The organism is Micromonospora sp. NPDC005173, from assembly GCF_040608515.1.
Taxonomy (GTDB): domain Bacteria; phylum Actinomycetota; class Actinomycetes; order Mycobacteriales; family Micromonosporaceae; genus Micromonospora.
The window spans coordinates 293,382-314,658 of the sequence record NZ_JBEXIK010000001.1; the positions used below are offsets into that span (position 1 = coordinate 293,382).

The following is a 21,277-nucleotide window of genomic DNA, read 5'->3' on the forward strand; positions in this document are numbered from 1 at the left end:
CGCCCCTGACCGGAAAAACTGGCGCTCAGTCACCCTGCCGCTGCTGCGGGATCTGGCCCTGCAACAGCGCCCTGACCTCCGACTCGCGGTAGCGACGGTGGCCACCCAGGGTGCGGATGGCGCTGAGCTTGCCCGCCTTGGCCCACCGGGTCACCGTCTTCGGGTCGACACGGAACATCGACGCCACCTCGGCCGGCGTGAGTAGCGGCTCTGGTTCATGCGTTCGCGATGCCATCGGTCACTCCTCCACATGTATAGACATCGGCCGGGGTCCCGCCGGCCGACGCGCCTCCCATGGTCCGGCTAGTCCCCGATGTCCGACATGGGCCGAACGGATGAAGGTCCCTAGACGGACGGATGAACCATGCCCGATTTTTACTACTTTTACATGTCAGAAAGTACCTTATTCGGACTCATGATCACGGTTCGTGATGCGTCAACTACGAGCACACCTCACCTTGAGAGCGCTCCTTGGGCGATTTGCCTTAGTTGCACCGCTCCAGCAGCTGCACGGCGCGCCACCGGGCCACCAGCTTGTCGTACGCGGCCGACGCCTCCTCGGCCTCACCGCGGGACAGCCCGGCGAGACCGCCGGCGACCAACTCGGGCGAGTCGTCCGCGGCCAGCGTCTCGTCGGAGAGCAGATCGACCAGGCCGCCGTAGTCCAGTTCCACCACCGAGCGAGGGTGGAACTCCTCCAGCCAGCGGGCCGCCTCCTCCACCGCGTCGGTGATCGGCGCCTCGCCCACCGACTTACGCAGCACCGACAGCGCCCGTGACGAGCGGCGGCGGGCCTTGGAGATCTCGGTCCGGTAGCGCAGCGCCCGTCGGCCCGGCTGGGCGACCAGGTCCCGCTCGGAGGGGTCGAAGAGCACGAACCACCGCAGCGGCACACCCCAGGTGGCGATCTGCTCGTGCACCCGGGGCACCCCGTGCTCCAGCACCCGGGCTCCACTGCGCCAGTCGTCCACCACCGCCCGGGCCTGCCCGGCGAGCACCGGCGGCACGAAGGCGTCGGCGAGCACCGAGGGCACCCCGTCCCGGGCGCTGAGGGCCGCCTCAGCGACTCGGATCCGCAGGTTCCAGGGGCAGACCAGCAGGCTGTCGTCCGTCTCCAGGACGTACGCCTCCTCCGGCAGGTCCGGTAGCCGGGTCCAGCCCGCGCCCAGCGCCTCGATCACCGCCGTCCGCTGCCGGCCGGGCCCCTCCACCGGGGCCACGGCCCGCCCCTCCGACACGTAGCGGCGCCAGTAGCTCTGGCGGTCCCGGTCGAAGGCGGTCAGCGGTTCGTACACGCGCAGGTAAGAAGCGAAGAGCGACGGCACGGCGCGATCCTCCCACGAACCGCACCCGGACGCGGTCAGCGGCCGGACCACGCGCGCCGCAACGTGGGACGCCGGCAGCGCGTCGGGCACCCCCACGGCGGCCGATACTAGGCTCGACGGCACCGGCAGCATCCCCGCCGGGGTCCACCAGGTCCGCGTCCCACAAGGACGCCACCATTCCAGGAGCCAGTCATGGGCGTATTCGCGAGCACCGACGACCCGGTATCGACCGGACACGAACAGGTCGTGTTCTGCCAGGACAAGCAGAGCGGCCTGAAGGCGATCATCGGGATCTACTCCACCGCGCTGGGGCCCGCGCTGGGCGGCACCCGCTTCTACCCGTACGCCAGCGAGGATGACGCGCTCGCCGACGTGCTCGACCTGTCCCGCGGCATGGCGTACAAGAACGCGCTCGCCGGGCTGGACCTGGGCGGTGGCAAGGCGGTCATCTGGGGCGACCCGGAGCAGATCAAGAGCGAGGCGCTGCTGCGCGCGTACGGCCGCTTCGTGGAGTCGCTGGCCGGCCGCTACTACACCGCCTGCGACGTCGGCACCTACGTGGCGGACATGGACGTCATCGCCCGGGAGACCCGCTACGTGACCGGCCGCAGCGTCGAGCACGGCGGCGCCGGTGATTCCTCGATCCTGACCGCCTGGGGCGTCTTCCAGGGCATGCGGGCCTCCGCCGAGCATGTCTGGGGCACCCCGAGCCTGCGCGGCCGCCGGGTCGGCGTGGTCGGCCTCGGCAAGGTCGGCAAGTACCTGACCGGGCACCTGCTGGAGGACGGCGCCGAGGTGGTGGCCACCGACGTCAACCCGAAGGCGCTGACGTGGGTGCGCACCAACCACCCGGAGGTCACCCTGGTGGACGACCCCACCGCGATGGTCGCTGCGGACATCGACGTGTACGCCCCGTGCGCGCTGGGCGGCGCGTTGAATGACGACACCGTGCCGGTGCTGCGGGCCAAGGTGGTGACCGGGGCGGCGAACAACCAGCTCGCCCACCCGGGCATCGAGAAGCTGCTGGCCGACCGGGGCATCCTGTACGCCCCGGACTACGTGGTCAACGCCGGCGGTGTGATCCAGGTGGCGGACGAGATCGAGGGCTTCAACTTCGACCGGGCGAAGCTGCGGGCCACCCGGATCTACGACACCACCCGGGAGATCCTGCACCTGGCGGACGCCGAGGGCGTTCCTCCGGCGGTGGCCGCGGACCGTCTGGCCGAGCGGCGGATGGCCGACGTCGGCCGGCTGCGCACGATCCACCTGCGCTGAGCGACCCCGGAGGCGGATCGACCGGATCCGCCTCCGGGCCCCGCCGCCGGCCCGGCTCGGTAAGCTGAGGCCGAGTCAAGTTTGGTGCGTTTTGCCCGGTGTCACGGGTGCTCTCCGTTCCGCTCCTTACCGGGTACACTGGGTTACGGCCGGATCGACGCGACGCGCAGAGCCGGTTGACGGTAACCCGAGGTGCCGAACGATGGCATCCCCATGTACCGTAAGAGCCACGAGAGATGCCTGACGTCATCGGGGCCCGCCTTCGGGCTGCCCCGCATTCTGTGCGAGGGGGTCGAGCCATGGGGCGCGGCCGTGCTAAGGCCAAGCAGACAAAGGTGGCCCGGGAGTTGAAGTACCACTCCCCGAACACCGACCTCACCGCCTTGCAGCGCGAACTGGCGGGTGCTGGTAAGTCTGAGCACCACTTCGACGACGACTCAAAAGAGTTCGTCGACGACGATGATGAGGATCACGCGGACGACGACCCGGATCCCTGGGTTCGTCCGACCCACTGACCTCTCGACGTAGCTGAGCACGCGGTGACCCCCGCGTGCTCACGCATGTGCCCGTCGAGAGCGCTACCGGCACCGACGATCAGGGGCCTGGCCCGGCGGGAGACCTCTCCGGCCGTTCGACAGGCCCCTGACCGCGGTCCCCGTCAGCGTGGCCGGTTGTTCCAGTTGTAGAAGGTCGGGATGTTCTCGAAGTGGTTCCAGGCGCAGACCGCGCTGGCGCCGTCCCCGCCCGATACCTCCGCCCGCAGCCGCCGTGCGTCCTCGGCCTCCTGAAGCAGCTCGACGAGCCCCGGGGCCACCTCCCGCACCCGCTCGGTGACTCCGTCCGGGGCGTCATCCGCCTCGCGCTCAGGCAACCGGTGACTCGTGGTCTCGGGCATGCTCCAACACTCCCTCCAATAGGCGGATCTTGCTGTTGCGGCAGTGCTCGGTCTCCGTACCGTCGAAACGCCCCAGCTCGAAGTAGCGGTTGGCCGCATGGCCACCGCCACAGAAGCCGAAGTACGGGCAGGACGTCCGGCACGACTCCACCCCGGCCAGGAACTCGCCCACCCAGGGCGTCGCGGCAGCGCCCGTGAGGATCTCGGCCAGCGGGGTGGTCAGCACGTTGCCGCTGCTGAAGTCGCCGTAGTGGGGGTCGGTGAAGCCGGCCAGCTCCGGGGAGAGCACGGTCACCGAGCCGTCGTGCCCGATCGTCGGGATCGGGTCCAGCCGGCGGGGCAGCACGCTGTCCGCCGAGTTGTCGAGCACCGCCGCGGCGTAGCGCAGCGACCACTCGATCTCGCGCAGGTGGATCCGGGGCTCCCGGCGCCAGGCCGCCACCAGCTCCGCCCAGAAGGCGGTCACCGCCGCCGCGTCGTGACGGTTATCGCGGGTGTTGACCCCCTCGGTCTCCTCGATGTTGATGCCCAACACGTCGCAGCCCAGCCCGAGGAAGTAGTCGTACAGCTCGGCGGCGAGCCCCGACTCCGGCCTGGACACCACGGCGAGCGCGGAGAACGGCAGCCCGTGCCGACGCAGCGCGGCGACCCCGCGCAGGATCCGGTCGTACGCCGGCTGGCCGCCCCGGTTGACCCGGTCGCCGTTGCGCTCCCGGGGCCCGTCCACGCTCACGCTCACCCGCACCTCGTGCCGGGCGAAGAAGTCGCACCAGTCGTCGTCGATCAGCGTGGCGTTGGTCTGCACGTGGTGCTCGACCTGGGGCCCGAACGGCGCGATCAGGTCGGCCAGGTGCTCCCGGCCGGCCGCCAGCGGCTCACCGCCGTGCCACACCACGGAGAATCGGCCGGCCGCCGCCCACGGGTTGACCGCCGCCGCCACCGCCTCGGCCACCGACACCGGCATTCGCCGGTCGGCGGCCCGGAACGGCAGGTAGCAGTACGCGCAGTCGAGGTTGCAGAGGGTGGTGGGCTGCATGACGACGTACGACGGGACGGCGGCCAGACCGCGCATCCCGCTGAACGACTGTCCACGAGCAGCCATCGCCCTCCTCCGCCTAGCCTGAGGGTGCCCTTCAGGCTAGGCGGCATTGGCCACTCGGGTGAAGCCCTGATCAGGTGCCCGTACGATCACCAGAACGTGATCATCCGCGGGTGTGCTGGCCAACCATCTGCACGTTGCCGGTGCCCTCGATGATCTCGCCGGCCTGCCACGCCTCGACCCCACGGCCGGTCAGCGTGGCCAGCGCGCGGTCGGCGTCCTCGGCCGAGACGATGGCGAACATGCCGACGCCCATGTTGAAGGTCGACTCCATGTCCTGGTCGTCGATCCGACCCTTCGACTGGATCAGGTCGAAGACCGGCTGCGGCTTCCAGGTGGACCGGTTGACCACCGCGTCGACGTGCTCGGGCAGCACCCGGACCAGGTTGCCGGGGATGCCGCCGCCGGTGACGTGGGCCAGCACCCGCACCTCGGCCTCGGCGATCAGCTTCAGGCAGTCCTTGGCGTAGATCTTGGTCGGGGTGAGCAGCTCCTCACCCAGGGTCCGCTGCCGGCCGAAGTCGTCGATCACGATGTCCAGCCGCATCCGGGCCGCGCCGAGCAGCACGTGCCGGACCAGCGAGTAGCCGTTGGAGTGCAGGCCGGAGGAGCGCATGGCAATCACCACGTCGCCCACCTCGACCCGATCCGGGCTGAGGATGTCGCTCTCCTCGACCACGCCGACGCCGGTCGCGGAGATGTCGTACTCGTCCGGGCGGAGCACGCCGGGATGCTCGGCGGTCTCCCCGCCCAGCAGCGCGCAGCCGGCGTAGCGGCAACCGTCGGCGATGCCCGCGCCAATCTCGGCGACCTTGTCCGGAACCACCTCGCCGGTGGCGATGTAGTCGAGCAGGAACAGCGGCTCGGCCCCACAGGCCACCAGGTCGTCGACGACCATCGCGACCAGGTCGATGCCGACCGTGTCGTGGATGTCCATCTGCTGGGCGATCACCAGCTTGGTGCCCACCCCGTCGGTGGAGGAAGCCAGGATCGGGTTCTTGTACTTGGTCGTGTCCAGCCGGAACAGGCCGGCGAAGCCGCCGAGGTCACCCAGCACCTCGGGGCGACGGGTCTGACGCACCTTCGACTTGAGCAGCTCCACCGCGCGGTCACCCGCGTCGATCGAGACGCCCGCGTCGGCGTACGAGACCGAGCGTTTGCGGGTCTGACGGCCGGCGCCGGCCGTCCAGAGCTGGCGGTCGCCGCCGGCGCCGGTCGGGCTGCTTCCTGCGCCGCTGCGCTCGGACACGTGCGTCACGGTTCTCCCCTTTGTGGTTCTCGGTGCCGCACCGGCGGTGGCCGGGCCGCGCCGGTTGGTGCTACGGGCGGTTTGCGGTCACGCCACCCGGAGTGGCGACGAGCGAGCCGTTGGTGTGTGGGGCTTCCGGTGCCGAGTTGGCGACCCGTCGGCCCACCCCTTCGAGCACGTGCTTGCCGATCAGGTTGCCGGCCGGCAGCTCGATCGGGTACTCCCCATCGAAACACGCCCGACACAGCCGGGTCTTCGGCTGCTCGGTCGCGGCGATCAGGCCAGGAAGCGAAACGTAACCCAGCGTGTCGGCTCCGATGGAACGCCGGATGCCGTCGTTGTCCAACCCGTTGGCCAGCAGCTCCGCCCGAGTAGCGAAGTCGATGCCGTAGAAGCACGGCCAGCTGACCGGCGGGGAGGAGATCCGGACGTGCACCTCCAGTGCCCCCGCCTCGCGCAGCATCCGCACGATGGCCCGCTGCGTGTTGCCGCGGACGATCGAGTCGTCCACCACCACCAGCCGCTTGCCCCGGACGTTCTCCCGCAGCGGGTTGAGCTTGAGCCGGATGCCGAGCTGGCGCAGGGTCTGCGACGGCTGGATGAAGGTGCGCCCCACGTACGGGTTCTTCATCAAACCGGCACCGTAGGTGATGCCGGACGCCTCCGCGTAGCCGATCGCGGCCGGGGTGCCGGACTCGGGCACGGGGATCACCAGGTCGGCCTCGACCGGGTGCTCCTTGGCCAACTGCCGGCCGATCTGCACCCGTGCCGCGTGCACGTTGCGCCCCGCGATGGTGGCGTCCGGGCGCGCGATGTAGACGTACTCGAAGAGACAGCCCTTCGGCTCCGGTGCGGCGAACCGGGTGGACCGCAGCCCGTCCTCGTCGATCGCGATCAGCTCGCCCGGCTCGACCTCGCGCACCACGCTGGCGCCGACGATGTCCAGCGCGGCGGTCTCACTGGCGACCACCCAGCCGCGCTCCAACCGGCCGAGCACCAGCGGGCGTACGCCGTGCGCGTCGCGAGCCGCGTAGAGGGTCGACTCGTCCATGAAGACGAAGCTGAACGCGCCCCGCAGCTGCGGCAGCACCTCCATCGCGGCCGCCTCGACCGACAGGTCCGGTCGGCTGGCCAGCAGCATGGTCACCAGGGAGGTGTCGTTGGTCGAGCCGTCCGCGACGAGGCCGCGCTCGGCGACCTCCTTCTCCAACTCGGCGGTGTTGACCAGGTTGCCGTTGTGGGCCAACGCGATGGTCGTGCCGGAACTGGTCGACCGGATGGTCGGCTGGGCATTTTCCCAGTTCGAGGCGCCGGTCGTGGAATAGCGGGCGTGCCCGATCGCCAGGTGGCCGCGCAGGCTGGCCAGGGTGGGCTCGTCGAAGACCTGGGCCACCAGGCCGAGATCCTTGTAGACCACCACACCGGAGCCATCGCTCACCGCGATGCCCGCCGCCTCCTGGCCGCGGTGCTGGAGGGCGTAGAGGCCGAAATAGGTCAGATTGGCGACCTCTTCGCCCGGAGCCCAGACGCCGAAGACGCCACAGGCATCCTGTGGGCCGGGTCGTTGGGGGTCAAGGTCGTGGCTCAGCCGGCCGTCGCCTCGGGGCACTACCGCTCCCTCATGCTGGTCTGGACCGGCCTGGCGGGGATCACGGGGCGGATCCACACTCCTCGGCCGGGACCACTGTCGTCGCCTGACAGTGTACGCGAATCGCCATGAATACAGATAGTCACGATTTCCCTGCCGAGCGTGACGATCACCCGGACATTGGGGCAACTAGAGGGGCAGATATGCAGAGAGGTCCGCACGGACGCCGCTCACCTGGACTCGACCGTCGGTAACCGCCTCGGTCCAGCCGATCCGTCCGGTGGCCAGCTTCAGCCAGGTGTCCGGGGCCATCTCGACCACGTTTGGCGGGTTTCCCCTGGTGTGTCGAGGACCCGGAACGCACTGGACAGCCCCGTATGGTGGGACGCGTACCTCCACCGATCGGCCGGGGGCGCGCTCCGCGAGGACGGCCAACAAGGACCGGACCGCCTCCCGGAGCACCGGCCGTTCGGGCGTACGCCCCTCGTCGAGCGCCGACAATGCCGCCGCAACGGCGGTGGACTTACTGTACGGAGAGGACACGACGGGACGATACGACCCGCAGGCAGAGCACCCGACGCTGGCCCTGGGTCGCGCCGATCCAGTAAGACAAGGCATAGTTGCCGACGGCGTATTCGTACCGTGATAATCCCCGGCCCGGCGCCCCGCCGGTTGAGGGAAGTCAGTCCGGAAGGCGGTGGACGTGTCAACACACCGACGTGCCTGGAAGCAGCGGGCCGGTGTGGTCGTAGCGCTGGTTGCCAGCGCTCTGCTCGCCGTCCCCGCGACACCGGCCCTGGCCGCCGATCCCGGTGTACAGATCACCGGCCTATCGTCGGGCACCCTGACCTCCGGGCAGCGGGCGACCCTCTCGTTCAGAGTGACGAACAACAACGTCAAGCTGCCACCGTTGAACTCCGACTCCGTAACCATCAAGGTCAGCACCAGCTTTGGCGAACTCAGCTGCGACGGTCGCTGCGACTTCACGGAAGAGATCAACCGCGGCGAGTCCGGCACCTACACCGTTAACCTGGTTGCGGGCAACGTAGCTCCGGGCGACACCAAATCCGGCAAGGTTCAGATCAGTGCAAGCGTTGGCGGCGACTCTGACAGCGCTGAACGCGACATCACTGTTCGCGGACCGCAGCAGCAGCAGACGCAGACTGTTCGGTCGGTCTCCGGCAAGGTGGTCGTGCAGGCCGACGGCAAGGCCGTACCGAACGCGGTCGTCATGTTGCAGGACAGCACCGGCCGGCGCTACGACACCACCAGCGACGGCAGCGGCAACTTCCGCTTCACCGGCACCACCGAGAAGCCGATCGCGCCGGGCCGGATCGACCTAGGCGCGAGCTTCGACAACGTGTTGGCGACCAAGACGCTCAACGCGAGCGCCAACCAGTCGATCACCGGGCAGCGGATCAGCCTCGCGATCAAGGTGGAGGTGACGCCGAGCCCCACTCCGTCGGCCTCCGCCGAGGCGAGCCCCACCGAGGAGGCGACCGAGGAGGGCGCCGAGGATCAGGCCTCCGAGGAGGCCAGCCCGGGCGCGGCGGCGAACGCCGCCAACGAGGACGACGGTGGCGGCTTCGGCTCGTACCTGATCATCCTGCTCGGCGGCCTGCTGGTGGCTGCGGGCGTCGGCACGATCGTGCTGCTCTGGATGAAGCGCAAGGAGAACGGCGACGACGAGGACGCCCCGGCGGGTGCCGGCGCGGTCCCGGCGGCGCGCGGCGGCTTCCGTGGCGCCGACGACCAGACCCGGGTGGTCGGCCGGCCCGGAGGCGGACCGGACCCGACGATGGTCGGTGGCGCGGCGCTGAGCGAGGCGCCGACGATGATGCACCGCCCCGTGGTCGACGACGTTCCGCCGGACCCGTACGGCGCGCCCGCGCAGCCGTACGGCGCGGCTGGCCAGCAGGGCTGGGGCGGCGCCGGCTACGGCGAGGAGCCAGCGCCCGCTGGGTACGGCGGCTACGGCAACGCTCCCGCCTCGGGCGGCGGCTACGGCACGGCGGCGGCCCCCGAGGGTGGCTACGGTGCAGGCGCGGCCGGAGACGCCTACGGCGCCGCACCCGGTTCCGGCGCGGGCTACGGTGGCGCGCCGGCCTCCGGTGGCGGCTATGGCGGTGCACCGGCCTCCGGTGGCGGCTACGGCGGCGCGCCCTCCTCCGGTGGCGGCTACGGCAGCCGCGACTACACGGCCCCCGCTGGCGGCGCTGGCGGCGCGGCCTATGGCGAGCGCTTCGACGAGCCCACCGGCCGGTACACCGGCGACAGCACCCAGTACCCGGCCCCGGCCGACCCGTACGCCACCGGCGTCTACCAGCCGGAGCAGGGCCACGGCTACGGCCAGCCTGACCCGACGACCCCGTACAGCGGTCGGACGGCCGAACCGACCGGCGGGTACGGCCAGCAGGCCGGCGGGTACGACCAGGGCGGCTACGGGCAGCAGGCCGGTGGCTACGACCAGGGCGGCGGCTACGGTCAGGAGCCCCCGCAGCAACGCGGTGGCTACGACGACCGGGGCGGCTACGACCAGAGCGGCGGCTACGGCCAGCAGACCGGCGGGTACGACCAGGGCGGCGGCTACGGCCAGGAGCCCCCGCAGCAACGCGGTGGCTACGACGACCGGGGCGGCTACGACCAGAGCGGCGGCTACGGCCAGCAGACCGGCCGAACCCGGCCGGACACCCCGCCGCCGACCGAGCGGGGCGGCCGACGCCTCGACTGGCTGGACGACTGACCGACCACAGCGCAAGGAAGCGGCTACCCGGATCTCCGGGTAGCCGCTTCGCTGTTGCTGGATCCACTCGTGGTCAGTGAGGTCGACGCGGGGTCAGGCGGCGGAGAACACGCCGTGGCGGAGCACCGGGACGACGTCCGACACGCCGACCCGGACGGCGATCTCCACGTCCTCGGCGAAACCACTCTCGGTCAGCTCGCGCCCGGAGACACTGCCGCGCACCGCGGCGGGCACGTCCGGGGTGCTGGCCAGCGCGGCGAGCGCCATGGCCGCCTCCACCGACAACCCGCCGGGGACGCCGGAGAGCGCATCGAGCACGGAGGCCGCCCCGAGCTGATCCTCCACGCACGGGCGCAGCGACCCGTCCGGCCAGCGTTCCCCGGAGGCGATCACACCGATCGGGGCGTCCGCCGCGCCGTACCCCTGGTGGCGCAGCCAACGCCCGACGGCACGGGCGTTGCGCAGGCACGCCGCGACCACCGGTAGCCCGGTGGCGCTGGCGGCGGCGCTGATCGCCGAGCCGTTCGGGGAGGGCAGCACCAGGTCCGCCACCACCGGCGCGGTGCTCAGCGCGGCGGGCGAGAGCGACCACGGATGGTCCGCTGTCGTCCGCCGACGGCCCACCGCGGCCACCGCGCCGACCCGCAGCGCGTAATCGGCGGCCTGCTCACCCCAGGGGAACGGGTGCACCCGCATGCCGCGGCCGACCGCCACCTCCACCGAGGTGGTGAACGAGAGCACGTCCACCACCACCAACGCCGCGCAGACGCGACCGAGCTCGGCCGCCCCGGTCAGCCCCCAGTCGAACCGGGCACCGGAGCCGGGTTGGCCGTAGACGGCCGCGGCCAACGCCTCAGCGCTCGTCAGGCGACGGTTCGGCGACACCGGAGTCAGACTCGGACGACCCGCCGGGCCCGGCCGGCTCGGCGGTGGTCGGCTGCTCCGACTCGGCGGACTCGACCTGCGCCTCGGCGATCGGCTCGGCGGCCCCGGTCTGCGGGGCCGGCCCGGCCGAAGCGATCGGCTCGCTGGCAACCGCCGCCGGATCCACCGGTGCGACCTCCGCGTCCGATGCGACCGGCAGCGCCACGGCCTCGACCGCGCCCGCCACACCAGCCGCCGGAGCGGGCACCTCGACGGCCGCCGCGCCGCCGAAGAGGCGGGGCAGCGTCTCGGTGTGCGCGGCCCGCAGCTCGTCCAGGCCGATCCGGAACTGGCCGTGCACCTCCAGCGCGCCGCCGGCCGGGTCGGTGACGCCGATCAGCTCGAACGGCACCCCCCGCTCGGCGCAGAGCGCCGCGAACGCCTTGTCGTGACCGCGCGGCACCGACACCAGCGCCCGCGCGGCGGATTCGCTGAACAGGTAGACGAACGGCATCGAGCCGCCGGCGAAGTGCTCCGGCACGGCGATCCGGGCGCCGACGCCGCGACGCAGGCAGGACTCGACCAGGCTCTGGGCGAGGCCACCGTCGGAGAGGTCGTGCGCGGAGGTCAGGTGACCGACCCGGGCCGCCTCGGCCAACAGGTCGGCGAGCGCCTTCTCCCGGGCAAGGTCGACCTGTGGCGGGATGCCGCCGAGGTGCTCGTGTGTCACCCAGGCCCACTCCGAGCCGGAGAGCTCCACGTTCGTCTCGCCGAGCAGGTAGAGCTGGTCGTGGTCGCCACCGGCGCGCGGGACGAAGCCCATCGGCACCCGGTCGGCGACGTTGTCCAGCACACCCAGCACGCCGACCACCGGGGTCGGGTGGATGGCCGCCGCGCCGGTCTGGTTGTAGAAGCTGACGTTGCCGCCGGTGACCGGGATGCCCAGCTCCAGGCAGCCGTCCGCCAGGCCGCGCACGGCCTCGGCGAACTGCCACATCACGCCCGGGTCCTCCGGGGAGCCGAAGTTGAGGCAGTTGGTGACGGCGATCGGCTTCGCGCCGGTCACCGCCACGTTCCGGTACGCCTCAGCCAGCGCGAGCTTGGTGCCGTTGTACGGGTCGAGCCGGGTGTACCGGCCGTTGCCGTCCACGGACAGCGCCACGCCGAGCCCGGTCCGCTCGTCGATCCGGATCACGCCGCCGTCTTCCGGCTGAGCGAGCACGGTGTTGCCCAGCACGTAGCGGTCGTACTGCTCGGTGACCCAGGTCTTGTCGGCCAGGTTCGGCGACGCGATCATGCGCAGCACGGTCTCCCGCAGCGCCTCCGGGTCGGCCGGGCGGGGCAGCGTCTCTGCGCGGTCGGCCTGGAGCAGGATCAGGTCGGCCGGCTCGCGCATCGGCCGGGCGTAGACCGGGCCGTCGTCGACCAGCGAGCCCGGCGGTACGTCGACCACCAGGTGGTCCTGCCAGGTGATCAGCAGTCGGCCCGGACGGCCGTCCGGCTCCGGCGCGGTGACCTCGCCGATCGCGGTGGCCAGCACGCCCCACTTCTCGGCGGTCTTGAGCACCGCGTCGAGCTTGTCCGGCTCGACGACCAGCAGCATCCGCTCCTGGGACTCGCTGGCCAGGATCTCGTGCGGGTCCATCGAGGGCTCGCGCAGCGGCACGCGCTCCAGCCAGACCCGCATGCCGGTGCCAGCCGCGGCGGCCGTCTCGGTGAGCGCACAGGTCAGACCGGCGCCGCCGAGGTCCTGGATGCCGACCACCAGTTGGCCGTCGTACAGCTCCAGACACGCCTCGATGAGCAGCTTCTCGGTGAACGGGTCACCGACCTGCACGGCGGGGCGGCGCTGCTCGCTGCCCTCGTCGAAGGTGGCGCTGGCCAGCACCGAAACGCCGCCGATGCCGTCCCGGCCGGTCTTGGCGCCCATCAGGACGACCACGTTGCCGGGGCCGGCGGCGGCCTTGTTCTGCAGCCGGTTGACCGGCAGCACGCCCAGGCAGAGCGCGTTGAGCAGCGGGTTGCCCTGGTAGGAGGGGTCGAAGACCAGCTCACCACCGATGTTGGGCAGGCCGAGGCAGTTGCCGTAGCCGCCGACGCCGGCGACCACGCCGGTCAACACCCGGGCGGTGTCGGGGTGGTCCGCGGCACCGAAGCGCAGCGGGTCCATCACCGCGATCGGGCGGGCGCCCATGGCGAGGATGTCCCGGACGATGCCGCCGACGCCGGTCGCCGCGCCCTGGTACGGCTCGACGAAGCTCGGGTGGTTGTGCGACTCGACCTTGAAGGTCACGGCCAGCTCGTCGGAGACCTGCACCACGCCGGCGTTCTCGCCGATGCCGGCGAGCAGCCGGTCGCTGTGCGGGGCCTTCTCACCGAACTGACGCAGGTGCACCTTGCTCGACTTGTAGGAGCAGTGCTCGCTCCACATGATCGAGTACATCGCCAGCTCGGACTGGGTGGGCCGGCGGCCGAGGATCTGCCGGATCCGGTCGTACTCGTCGTCGCGAAGGCCCAGCTCGGTGTACGGCTGCAGCTCGCCCGGGGTGCCACCGGCGCGCGGCACGGTGTCCACGCCGTCGGTCCAGTCGGCGGTGACCGGCTGGACGGGGGCGGTCGCCGGGGCGGCGGGCTGCGCCGGGCGCGGCTCGGTCGGCTGCGCCGGGGCGGAGTACGCCTCCGGAGTGTCCCGTACCGGGTCCGGATGGGTGGTCATGACCTCTCCTCGCTGCGCTCGTGCCCGCCCGACCGGCGGTTGAGCTGACCGATGATCGTGTCGCCGGTCACGCCGGCGCCCCCACCAGGTGCTTGAGGACCGAGGTGAAGAAGCCGAGGCCGTCCAGCGAGGGGCCGGTGAGCGACTCCACCGCGTGCTCGGGGTGCGGCATGATGCCGACCACGTTGCCGGCAGGGTTGGTGATCGCTGCGATGTCGCGCTGCGACCCGTTCGGGTTGCCGCCGACGTAGCGGGCGACCACTCGGCCCTCGGCTTCGAGCTGGTCCAGCGTCGCCGTGTCGGCGACGTAGCAGCCCTCGCCGTTCTTGACCGGAATGAGCACCTCCTGGCCGGGCTGGAACGCGTTGGTCCACGCGGTGCCGGCCGACTCGACGCGCAGGATCTGGTCCCGGTTGCGGAAGTGCAGGTGCTGGTTGCGGGTGAGCGCGCCGGGCAGCAGGTGCGCCTCGCAGAGGATCTGGAAGCCGTTGCAGATGCCGAGCACCGGCAGGCCACCCTGGGCGGCGTCCACGATCGTCTCCATCACCGGAGCGAACCGGGCGATGGCGCCGCAGCGCAGGTAGTCACCGTAGGAGAAGCCGCCGGGCAGCACGACCGCGTCGACCCCGTACAGCCCCGGGTCACCGTGCCAGAGCCGGACCGGCTCGGCACCGGCGATCCGGACGGCACGGGCCGCGTCCCCGTCGTCGAGCGAGCCGGGGAAGGTGACCACACCGACCCGGGCGGTCACGAGCGGGCGTCCGCGGTCTCGTCGGTCTCGACCAGGCGGACGGTGAAGTCCTCGATGACCGGGTTGGCGAGCAGCTTGTCGGCGATCTCCCGGGCCCGGTCCAGGTCCGGTTCACCGGTGAACTCGATCTCGATCCGCCTGCCGATCCGAACCGAGGCGACGTCGCTGACGCCGAGCCGGGGCAGCGCGTTTGCGACGGCCTGGCCCTGCGGATCGAGGATCTCGGGCTTGAGCATGACGTCGACGACGACGCGAGGCACTGGGCACTCCTGACTGTGTACGCAGTTGGGTGCCGACCCACAACGGGCGAGCGCAGCCAGCCTACCTGGCAGATTCCGCCGCAGACGCACCGGCCGGCCGCAGTTCAGGCAGTGATCAACATAACCGGCGGCCGGAACGGGCCACTACGCGTGACACGCGGCCTCACCAGGCGATATACGGCACTGCGGGTAGCCAAATCGTTACATTGATCGATCTCGATCAGATCCTTGAAAACGGCCACCGCGCGCCCTAATCTACATCGACACGATTCGATGTCAGCGGCAGCGGGGATCCCCGCTGTCGTCCTCCCGCGCCCGGCGACCCCGGGCCCGCCCCGTCCAAGGAGTCCCCCGATGCGCATCCGCCCCCTGCTCGCCCTGCTCGGCACCGCGCTGATCGGCGTCCTCGGCGCCTCCTCCGGCGCCGTCGCCGCCCCCGCCGGCCCGCAACCCATCATCGGCGGCGGCACCGTCTCGTCCGCACCCTGGGCCGCCGCGGTGCTCAGCAACGGCTCGTTCACCTGCTCCGGCAGCGTGATCGCCTCCCAGTGGGTGCTCACCGCCCGACACTGCATCAGCGGCACCATGTCCGTCCGGATCGGCAGCGTGAACCGCACCTCCGGCGGGGTCACCCGCACGATCAGCGCCACCTACACCCGTAGCGACCTCGCCCTCATGCGGCTCTCCAGTGCCGTCAGCACCTCGACGGTGACGCTGGCCAACAGCAACCCGCCGATCAACTCGACGAACTCGATCTACGGCTGGGGCATGACCTGCTACAGCGGCTGCTCCGCGTCCACCCAGCTGAAGACCGCCACCGTCCGGGTGACCAGCAACAGCGTCACCGACGCGTACGGCGGGCAGGCCATCCGCAGCACCAGGATCAACGGCAACGCCTGGCGCGGCGACTCCGGTGGCCCGCAGTTCTACAACGGCCAGCAGGTCGGCGTCGCCTCCACGGCCAACGGGTCGACCATCCAGAACTACGGCAGCGTTGCGTACAACCGGGCCTGGATCACCTCGGTGGCGGGTGTCTGACGGTTAGCGCCCGGCGCGGTGCGGATGGTCGGCGGCGTTCCGGCCGTCCGCGCCGCGTCGTTTTGCAGCATCCGATCAGGTGAACAATGCACACGATCGGGTCGCGCTGCTCCTGACAGCATCGGAAACGTGCTGGTCGTCACGACGGAGCAACTGCCCGGCTACGAGATCCGCCAGATTCTCGGTGAGGTGGTGTCATCGATGGCCAGGACGCGCAACCCGTACCGCGAGGGGGTCAAGAACCTGCGCGGTGGCGCGTACGACCCGATGGCGCCGGACAACCTGACCCGGTGGCGCACCGACTCGGTGGCCCGGCTCGGCGAGGAGGCCCTTCGGCTGGGTGCGAACGCGGTGATCGGCATGCGGTTCGACAGCCGGGACTGCGGCGAGATGTGGATGGAGATCTGCGCCTACGGCACGGCGGTGATCGTCGTACCCGTCATGCCGGACGTCATGCCCGCCGACCAGCCCGCGATCGCGGCGGAGACCGCGCAGCAGCCAACAGTCGTGGAGGCACCGGGCGGCATCGCCGAACCAGCCAGCGCCCCCAACCTCCGCAGCGCAGCAGAAACCCCCACCGGCGACTAACCACCCACGCCACCCCGCGCCCCACCCCATCCCGACCCGATGATCATGAAGTTATTGCCCTCCGCCTCGGCGTGTCGGGGCAACAACTTCATGATCAACCAGTGGGGCGGTCGCGGGGTTAGAGGATGGGGGGTGGGGAGTAGGTGGCGGCTTCGGGGTGGGCTGTCACGACGTCGGTGATGCGGCGGGTGACCGCTGCGACCTGGGCGGAGGCGGCGCCGACGAAGGCGGTGCGGTCGGCGACCAGGGTGTCGATGTCGGCGCGGGACAGACCGAGCCGGCCGTCTGCGGCCAGCCGGTCGAAGAGATCGTTCTCCGGGGCGCCCTTCTCGCGCATGGCCAGCGCCACGGCGACCGCGTGCTCCTTGATCACCTCGTGCGCGACCTCCCGGCCGACGCCGCGCCGGACCGCCGCCACCAGGATCTTCGTGGTGGCCAGGAAGGGCAGGAACCGCTCCAACTCCCGGTTGATCACCGCCGGGTACGCGCCGAACTCGTCGAGCACGGTGAGGAAGGTCTGGAACAGCCCGTCGGCGGCGAAGAACGCGTCCGGCAGGGCCACCCGGCGAACCACCGAGCAGGAGACGTCCCCCTCGTTCCACTGGTCACCGGCCAGCTCGCCGACCATCGACAGGTATCCCCGGATGATCACCGCGAAGCCGTTCACCCGCTCCGACGAGCGGGTGTTCATCTTGTGCGGCATGGCGCTGGAGCCGACCTGGCCCGGCTTGAAGCCCTCGGTGACCAACTCCTGGCCGACCATCAGCCGGATCGTGGTGGCCAGGCTGCTCGGTGCCGCCGCGACCTGGGAGAGCGCGGCGAGCACCGCCATATCGATCGAGCGCGGGTAAACCTGCCCGACGCTGTCCAGCACCCGGGTGAAACCCAGGTGCTCGGCCACCCGGCGCTCCAGCTCGGCCACCTTGTCGGCGTCGCCGTCGAAGAGGTCGAGCTGGTCGGCGGCGGTGCCGACCGGCCCCTTGATCCCGCGCAGCGGGTACCAGTTGATCAGGTCTTCCAGCCGCTCGTACGCGATCAGCAGCTCCTCCGCCGCCGACGCGAAGCGCTTGCCGAGGGTGGTGGCCTGCGCGGCCACGTTGTGCGAACGGCCGGTCATCACCAGCTCGGAGTGCTCGTGGGCGAGCCAGGCCAGGCGGGCCAGGGTGGCCACCACCCGGTCCCGAATCAACTCCAGCGACGCGCGCACCTGGAGCTGCTCGACGTTCTCGGTGAGATCCCGGGAGGTCATCCCCTTGTGCACGTGCTCGTGCCCGGCGAGCGCGCTGAACTCCTCGATCCGGGCCTTCACGTCGTGCCGGGTGACCCGCTCCCGCTCCGCGATCGAGGCTAGGTCGACCTGGTCGAGCACCCGCTCGTACGCCTCGACCACGCCGTCTGGCACGGGCACGCCGAGGTCGCGCTGTGCGCGGAGCACGGCGAGCCAGAGCCGCCGCTCCATCCGGACCTTCTCCTCCGGGGACCAGAGGGCAACCAACTCGGGCGAGGCGTACCGGTTGGCGAGCACGTTCGGGATCGTCACGTACCTCAGTCTTTCATGCCCGCGGACGCGGTCCCGTTGTGGACGTCCGGCTGCTCACCAGCGGCGACAGCCGGGGGGTCGCCGGCCGGCGGCTCGCACACCACCAGCCGGCGACCTCCCGCCGACGTCCTACCGCCCGGCCAGGGCGACCGCCGGATCGAACGCGACGGCCTGCTGCTGTGCGGCGGTCACGCGGTCAGTCCCGCCGCTCCTCCGTCGACCCCGCCCGGACGACGAGCCGGTCCAGGTAGCCCACCTGCAACGCCACGAACGCGACGAGGAACAGCGCCAGCATCGGCAGCGGCAGCACCTGGGCCACCATCCCCTGCGCCGCGTCCTCGGCGCCGAAGGACTGGGCGATCCGCATGACGAGCAGGTTGGTCGCCGGCGCATTTTCGGGGTCCTGGACCACCAGTTGCGGCCAGAGCCAGCTCTGCGCGCCGACCAGCCAGTCGAGCAGCCCGACGCCCGCCAGCAGGGGGAGGGCGGGCAGCAGCATGGTCGCGCCGAACCGGCCGCCGGCCGCCCAGCGTTCCCGCTGGCCCCGGAAGAAGAGGGTGAACGCCACCAGCGCGGGGATGCAGAGCCAGCCCGGCGGGATCGACCCGACGAAGGTGTTGAGCTGATCGGCCTCACGGGCCCGCAGGAAGTTGGCGATGGCCAGCGGGCCGTCGCCGACGAAGAGCCAGGGCGCGAACGGCAGCAGGAGCAGCTCGCTGGCGCGGCCAAGCGGGCGCAGGCCACCGATGGCGAAGCCGGCCAGGGCGGCGAGGCCCACCCCGACCACCGTGGAGATCAGTGGCGGAAGCCAGGTGTTGGCCTGAATTTCGCTGGCGGAGAGGCTGGCGGGCAACTCTCCGCCGTCCGAGGTGAGCGCCCGCAGCCATGGCGTCAGCACATAGCCGAGCACCCCGAGGAACGCGAGCAGTCCCACCGCCAGCAGCCCGAGCGCAACCGGATTGTGGGTGCCGACCGCGCGGACGGCCGGGTCGTCGGCCGGGCGGTCGCGCCACCCGGTGAAGGCGATCCTCGTCCGGGTGGCCAGGAGCAGGACGACGGCGAGGATGCCGAGCACCGCCAGCAGCGCCAGCAGCAGCACGCTGCCGGCGGCGCCGACGCCGAACTGGAAGTGGACCAGGCACTCGCGGACGATCCGCACCACCGGGCCGATCTGGTCGCCCTGCCCCAAGAGAACGGGCGACTGGAGGGACCAGGACTGCACGGCCACCGCGACGACGGTCAGCCCGAGGACGCCGCCGACGGCCAGGGCAGCCGGGCCGGAACGGCCGCCGCCGGGGCTGCGGCGCAGCGCGGCGAGGAAGACGGTGGCACCGACCGCGACCACCAGCCCGGCCGTCAGTAGCGCCACGGTGCGTACGGCGGTCAGCGTGGGCGCCTGCGCCCAGGCGTCCCCCTCGGCCTCGAACCGGTCCATCGTCCACACCGTCCCCACAGCGAGCGGGGCGTAGGCGGCCAGCGGCAAGGTCAGCAGCGCCCGGGTCACCAGCCGGGGCACCCGGCCGACCCGCGCCGCGGCGAGCGCGAGCAGCGGGGCGGCGAGCAGTGCGAGCAGCAGCGGCACGAGGGCGAGGAGCAGCGCGTAGCCCAGGTCGCCGAGGAACCCGCGCTCGATCACCTGCGCGTAGTTGTCGCCGCCGGCGGCCTCGGCCGGGCCGCCCAGCGCGTCGCCGCGGCTGAAGCTCTCCGACAGCGTGCGGACCGACGGCAGCACGTACGACCAGAGCAGAGCGGCAGCCGCCGGCACGATCAGCAGCAGGCCGGCGACGACCTGGGCGCTCCGGCCGATCCCGACGCCCCCGGACGACCCGGGACCGGGCGGGCTCGTCGGCGGCGGCGCGAGAGGAGCCTTGGGGTCGGACATGGGCATGGGGGTGGCAGACACCGGAGCCATCCTTCGGTCGACTGTAGACAGAGGAACGACTCAGGCTAGGACAACGGCCCTCGCCAGCATCCGGGGCACCGGAACGCGGTCACCGGAAAAGATCCCGCGTCCGCCCTGCGCAGTACGACAGCTGCGAACGCCCCAGCCGTCAGCGTTCCAGGATCGCCGTCACGCCCTGGCCACCGGCCGCGCAGATCGAGATCAGCCCCCGCCCGCTGCCCTTCTCGGCCAGCAGCTTCGCCAGGGTCGCCACGATCCGGCCGCCGGTGGCGGCGAACGGGTGACCGGCCGCCAACGACGAGCCGTTGACGTTCAGCTTCTCCCGGTCGATCGCACCGAGCGGCGCGTCCAGGCCCAACCGCTCCTTGCAGAACTCCGGCGACTCCCAGGCCGCGAGGGTGGCCAGCACCTGCGAGGCGAACGCCTCGTGGATCTCGTAGTAGTCGAAGTCCTGCAACGTCAGCCCGGCCCGGGACAGCATCCTCGGCACCGCGTACGTCGGGGCCATCAGCAGCCCTTCGTCGCCGTGCACGAAGTCCACCGCCGCCGTCTCCGACCAGCTGAACCAGGCGAGCACCGGCAGGTGGTGCTCGCGGGCCCACTCCTCGCTGGCCAGCAGCACGGTCGACGCGCCGTCGGTGAGTGGCGAGGAGTTGCCGGCGGTCATGGTGGCCTGCTCGGCGTCCGGGTCCCGGGTGCCGAAGACCGGCTTGAGCGAGCCGAGCTTCTCCAGGCTGGTGTCGGGGCGCAGGTTCTGGTCGCGGGTCAGCCCCAGGTACGGCGTCATCAGGTCGTCGAAGAAGCCCCGGTCGTACGCGGCAGCCAGCCGCTGGTGCGAGCGCAGCGCCAGCTCGTCCTGGGACCGCCGGTCGATCTGCCAGCGCAGCGCGGTGCGGGCGGCGTGGTCCCCCATCGACAGGCCGGTACGCGGCTCGGCGTTGCGCGGGATCTCCGGCTTGAACGGCTGGAGCGGGCGCAGCTTCGCGGCGATCTTGAGCCGCTCGCCCAGCGTCCGGGCGGAGTTGAGTTTGAGCAGCGTGCGCCGCATCTCCTCGTTGACCGCGAGCGGCGCGTCGGAGGTGCTGTCGACGCCGCCGGCGATGCCCACGGCGAGTTGCCCGAGGGCGATCTTGTTGGCGACGAGGATCGCCGCCTCTAGGCCCGTGCCGCAGGCCTGCTGGATGTCGTACGCCGGGGTGTGCGGGTCGAGCCGGGAGCCGAGCACCACCTCGCGGGCGAGGTTGAAGTCACGGGAGTGCTTGAGGACCGCCCCGGCCACCACCTCGCCGACCCGCTGGCCGGCCAGCCCGTACCGGGCGATCAGACCGTCCAGCGCCGCGCCGAGCAGGTCCGAGTTGGAGGCGTCCGCATAGCGGGAGTTGGAACGGGCGAAGGGGACGCGGTTGCCGCCGATGACCGCGACCCGTCGGATGCTCTGCACGA

Annotated in this window: 19 protein-coding genes; 5 read left to right on the forward strand and 14 right to left on the reverse strand. The window is 71.5% G+C overall.

Annotated features, from left to right (window positions below; genetic code table 11):
* Positions 1–25: 25 nt before the first annotated feature.
* Complete coding sequence (locus tag ABZV00_RS01430) at positions 26–235, reverse strand: BldC family transcriptional regulator (protein ID WP_007073996.1); 210 nt, start codon at positions 233–235, stop codon at positions 26–28.
* 250 nt (positions 236–485) lie between these two features.
* Positions 486–1,325 (reverse strand): hypothetical protein, encoded by an 840-nt coding sequence (locus ABZV00_RS01435; protein ID WP_355600871.1) that lies wholly within the window; start codon positions 1,323–1,325, stop codon positions 486–488.
* Between the two features lie 192 nt (positions 1,326–1,517).
* On the opposite strand from ABZV00_RS01435, the gene ABZV00_RS01440 reads away from it, so the two are divergent.
* On the forward strand, positions 1,518–2,600 hold the full coding sequence (locus tag ABZV00_RS01440; RefSeq protein WP_355600873.1) for a Glu/Leu/Phe/Val dehydrogenase dimerization domain-containing protein: 1,083 nt from the start codon (positions 1,518–1,520) through the stop codon (positions 2,598–2,600).
* Positions 2,601–2,899: 299 nt separating this feature from the next.
* Entirely contained in the window at positions 2,900–3,115 is a 216-nt protein-coding gene (locus ABZV00_RS01445) for a DUF3073 domain-containing protein (protein WP_328422365.1), read from the forward strand.
* Positions 3,116–3,258: 143 nt separating this feature from the next.
* On the opposite strand, the gene amcA is transcribed toward ABZV00_RS01445, so the two are convergent.
* From amcA to ABZV00_RS01470, 5 genes are all read right to left on the reverse strand, one after another.
* On the reverse strand, positions 3,259–3,495 hold the full coding sequence (amcA, locus tag ABZV00_RS01450) for a multiple cyclophane-containing RiPP AmcA (protein WP_355600875.1): 237 nt from the start codon (positions 3,493–3,495) through the stop codon (positions 3,259–3,261).
* Positions 3,464–4,567, reverse strand: a complete 1,104-nt coding sequence (gene amcB, locus ABZV00_RS01455) for a cyclophane-forming radical SAM peptide maturase AmcB (protein ID WP_355601332.1) — start codon at positions 4,565–4,567, stop codon at positions 3,464–3,466. Before amcB ends, amcA begins: the two co-directional genes overlap by 32 nt.
* Positions 4,568–4,697: 130 nt before the next feature.
* Complete coding sequence (purM, locus tag ABZV00_RS01460) at positions 4,698–5,852, reverse strand: phosphoribosylformylglycinamidine cyclo-ligase (protein ID WP_328422361.1); 1,155 nt, start codon at positions 5,850–5,852, stop codon at positions 4,698–4,700.
* A 61-nt stretch (positions 5,853–5,913) separates the two neighbouring features.
* Positions 5,914–7,452, reverse strand: coding sequence for an amidophosphoribosyltransferase (purF, locus tag ABZV00_RS01465; protein ID WP_328422359.1), 1,539 nt, complete (start codon positions 7,450–7,452; stop codon positions 5,914–5,916).
* A gap of 168 nt (positions 7,453–7,620) precedes the next feature.
* Positions 7,621–7,974, reverse strand: a complete 354-nt coding sequence (locus ABZV00_RS01470) for a sterol carrier family protein (RefSeq protein WP_355600878.1) — start codon at positions 7,972–7,974, stop codon at positions 7,621–7,623.
* Positions 7,975–8,134: 160 nt separating this feature from the next.
* Here ABZV00_RS01470 and ABZV00_RS01475 point away from each other — a divergent pair, with 160 nt between their 5' ends.
* A complete protein-coding gene (locus ABZV00_RS01475; RefSeq protein ID WP_355600880.1) occupies positions 8,135–10,174 on the forward strand; it encodes a carboxypeptidase-like regulatory domain-containing protein in 2,040 nt (679 codons plus the stop codon).
* Positions 10,175–10,267: 93 nt separating this feature from the next.
* Here ABZV00_RS01475 and ABZV00_RS01480 read toward each other — a convergent pair whose 3' ends face one another.
* The 4 genes from ABZV00_RS01480 to purS all read right to left on the reverse strand — a co-directional run bounded on the left by ABZV00_RS01480 (position 10,268) and on the right by purS (position 14,765).
* Entirely contained in the window at positions 10,268–11,023 is a 756-nt protein-coding gene (locus ABZV00_RS01480; protein WP_355601334.1) for a 2-phosphosulfolactate phosphatase, read from the reverse strand.
* 4 nt (positions 11,024–11,027) lie between these two features.
* The gene (gene purL, locus ABZV00_RS01485; RefSeq protein ID WP_355600882.1) at positions 11,028–13,754 is read right to left on the reverse strand and encodes a phosphoribosylformylglycinamidine synthase subunit PurL; all 2,727 of its coding nucleotides are present in this window, start codon (positions 13,752–13,754) and stop codon (positions 11,028–11,030) included.
* 67 nt (positions 13,755–13,821) lie between these two features.
* On the reverse strand, positions 13,822–14,505 hold the full coding sequence (gene purQ, locus ABZV00_RS01490) for a phosphoribosylformylglycinamidine synthase subunit PurQ (protein WP_328422353.1): 684 nt from the start codon (positions 14,503–14,505) through the stop codon (positions 13,822–13,824).
* On the reverse strand, positions 14,502–14,765 hold the full coding sequence (gene purS / locus ABZV00_RS01495; RefSeq protein WP_328422351.1) for a phosphoribosylformylglycinamidine synthase subunit PurS: 264 nt from the start codon (positions 14,763–14,765) through the stop codon (positions 14,502–14,504). Before purS ends, purQ begins: the two co-directional genes overlap by 4 nt.
* A gap of 354 nt (positions 14,766–15,119) precedes the next feature.
* Between purS and ABZV00_RS01500 the strand changes: the two genes are divergently transcribed.
* Positions 15,120–15,803 carry a trypsin-like serine protease gene (locus ABZV00_RS01500; RefSeq protein ID WP_355600885.1) on the forward strand — a complete coding sequence of 228 codons (684 nt, stop codon included), beginning with the start codon at positions 15,120–15,122 and terminating at the stop codon, positions 15,801–15,803.
* Between the two features lie 24 nt (positions 15,804–15,827).
* Positions 15,828–16,391: a YbjQ family protein gene (locus tag ABZV00_RS01505; protein WP_355601336.1), complete on the forward strand. Its 564-nt coding sequence runs from the start codon at positions 15,828–15,830 to the stop codon at positions 16,389–16,391.
* A gap of 118 nt (positions 16,392–16,509) precedes the next feature.
* Here ABZV00_RS01505 and purB read toward each other — a convergent pair whose 3' ends face one another.
* The 3 genes from purB to ABZV00_RS01520 form a co-directional block, all read right to left on the reverse strand.
* Positions 16,510–17,931 carry an adenylosuccinate lyase gene (gene purB / locus ABZV00_RS01510; protein ID WP_355600887.1) on the reverse strand — a complete coding sequence of 474 codons (1,422 nt, stop codon included), beginning with the start codon at positions 17,929–17,931 and terminating at the stop codon, positions 16,510–16,512.
* A gap of 196 nt (positions 17,932–18,127) precedes the next feature.
* Positions 18,128–19,834 (reverse strand): sugar ABC transporter permease, encoded by a 1,707-nt coding sequence (locus tag ABZV00_RS01515; RefSeq protein ID WP_355600889.1) that lies wholly within the window; start codon positions 19,832–19,834, stop codon positions 18,128–18,130.
* 148 nt (positions 19,835–19,982) lie between these two features.
* Positions 19,983–21,275 carry an acetyl-CoA C-acetyltransferase gene (locus tag ABZV00_RS01520; protein ID WP_355600891.1) on the reverse strand — a complete coding sequence of 431 codons (1,293 nt, stop codon included), beginning with the start codon at positions 21,273–21,275 and terminating at the stop codon, positions 19,983–19,985.
* Between the last annotated feature and the right edge of the window lie 2 nt (positions 21,276–21,277).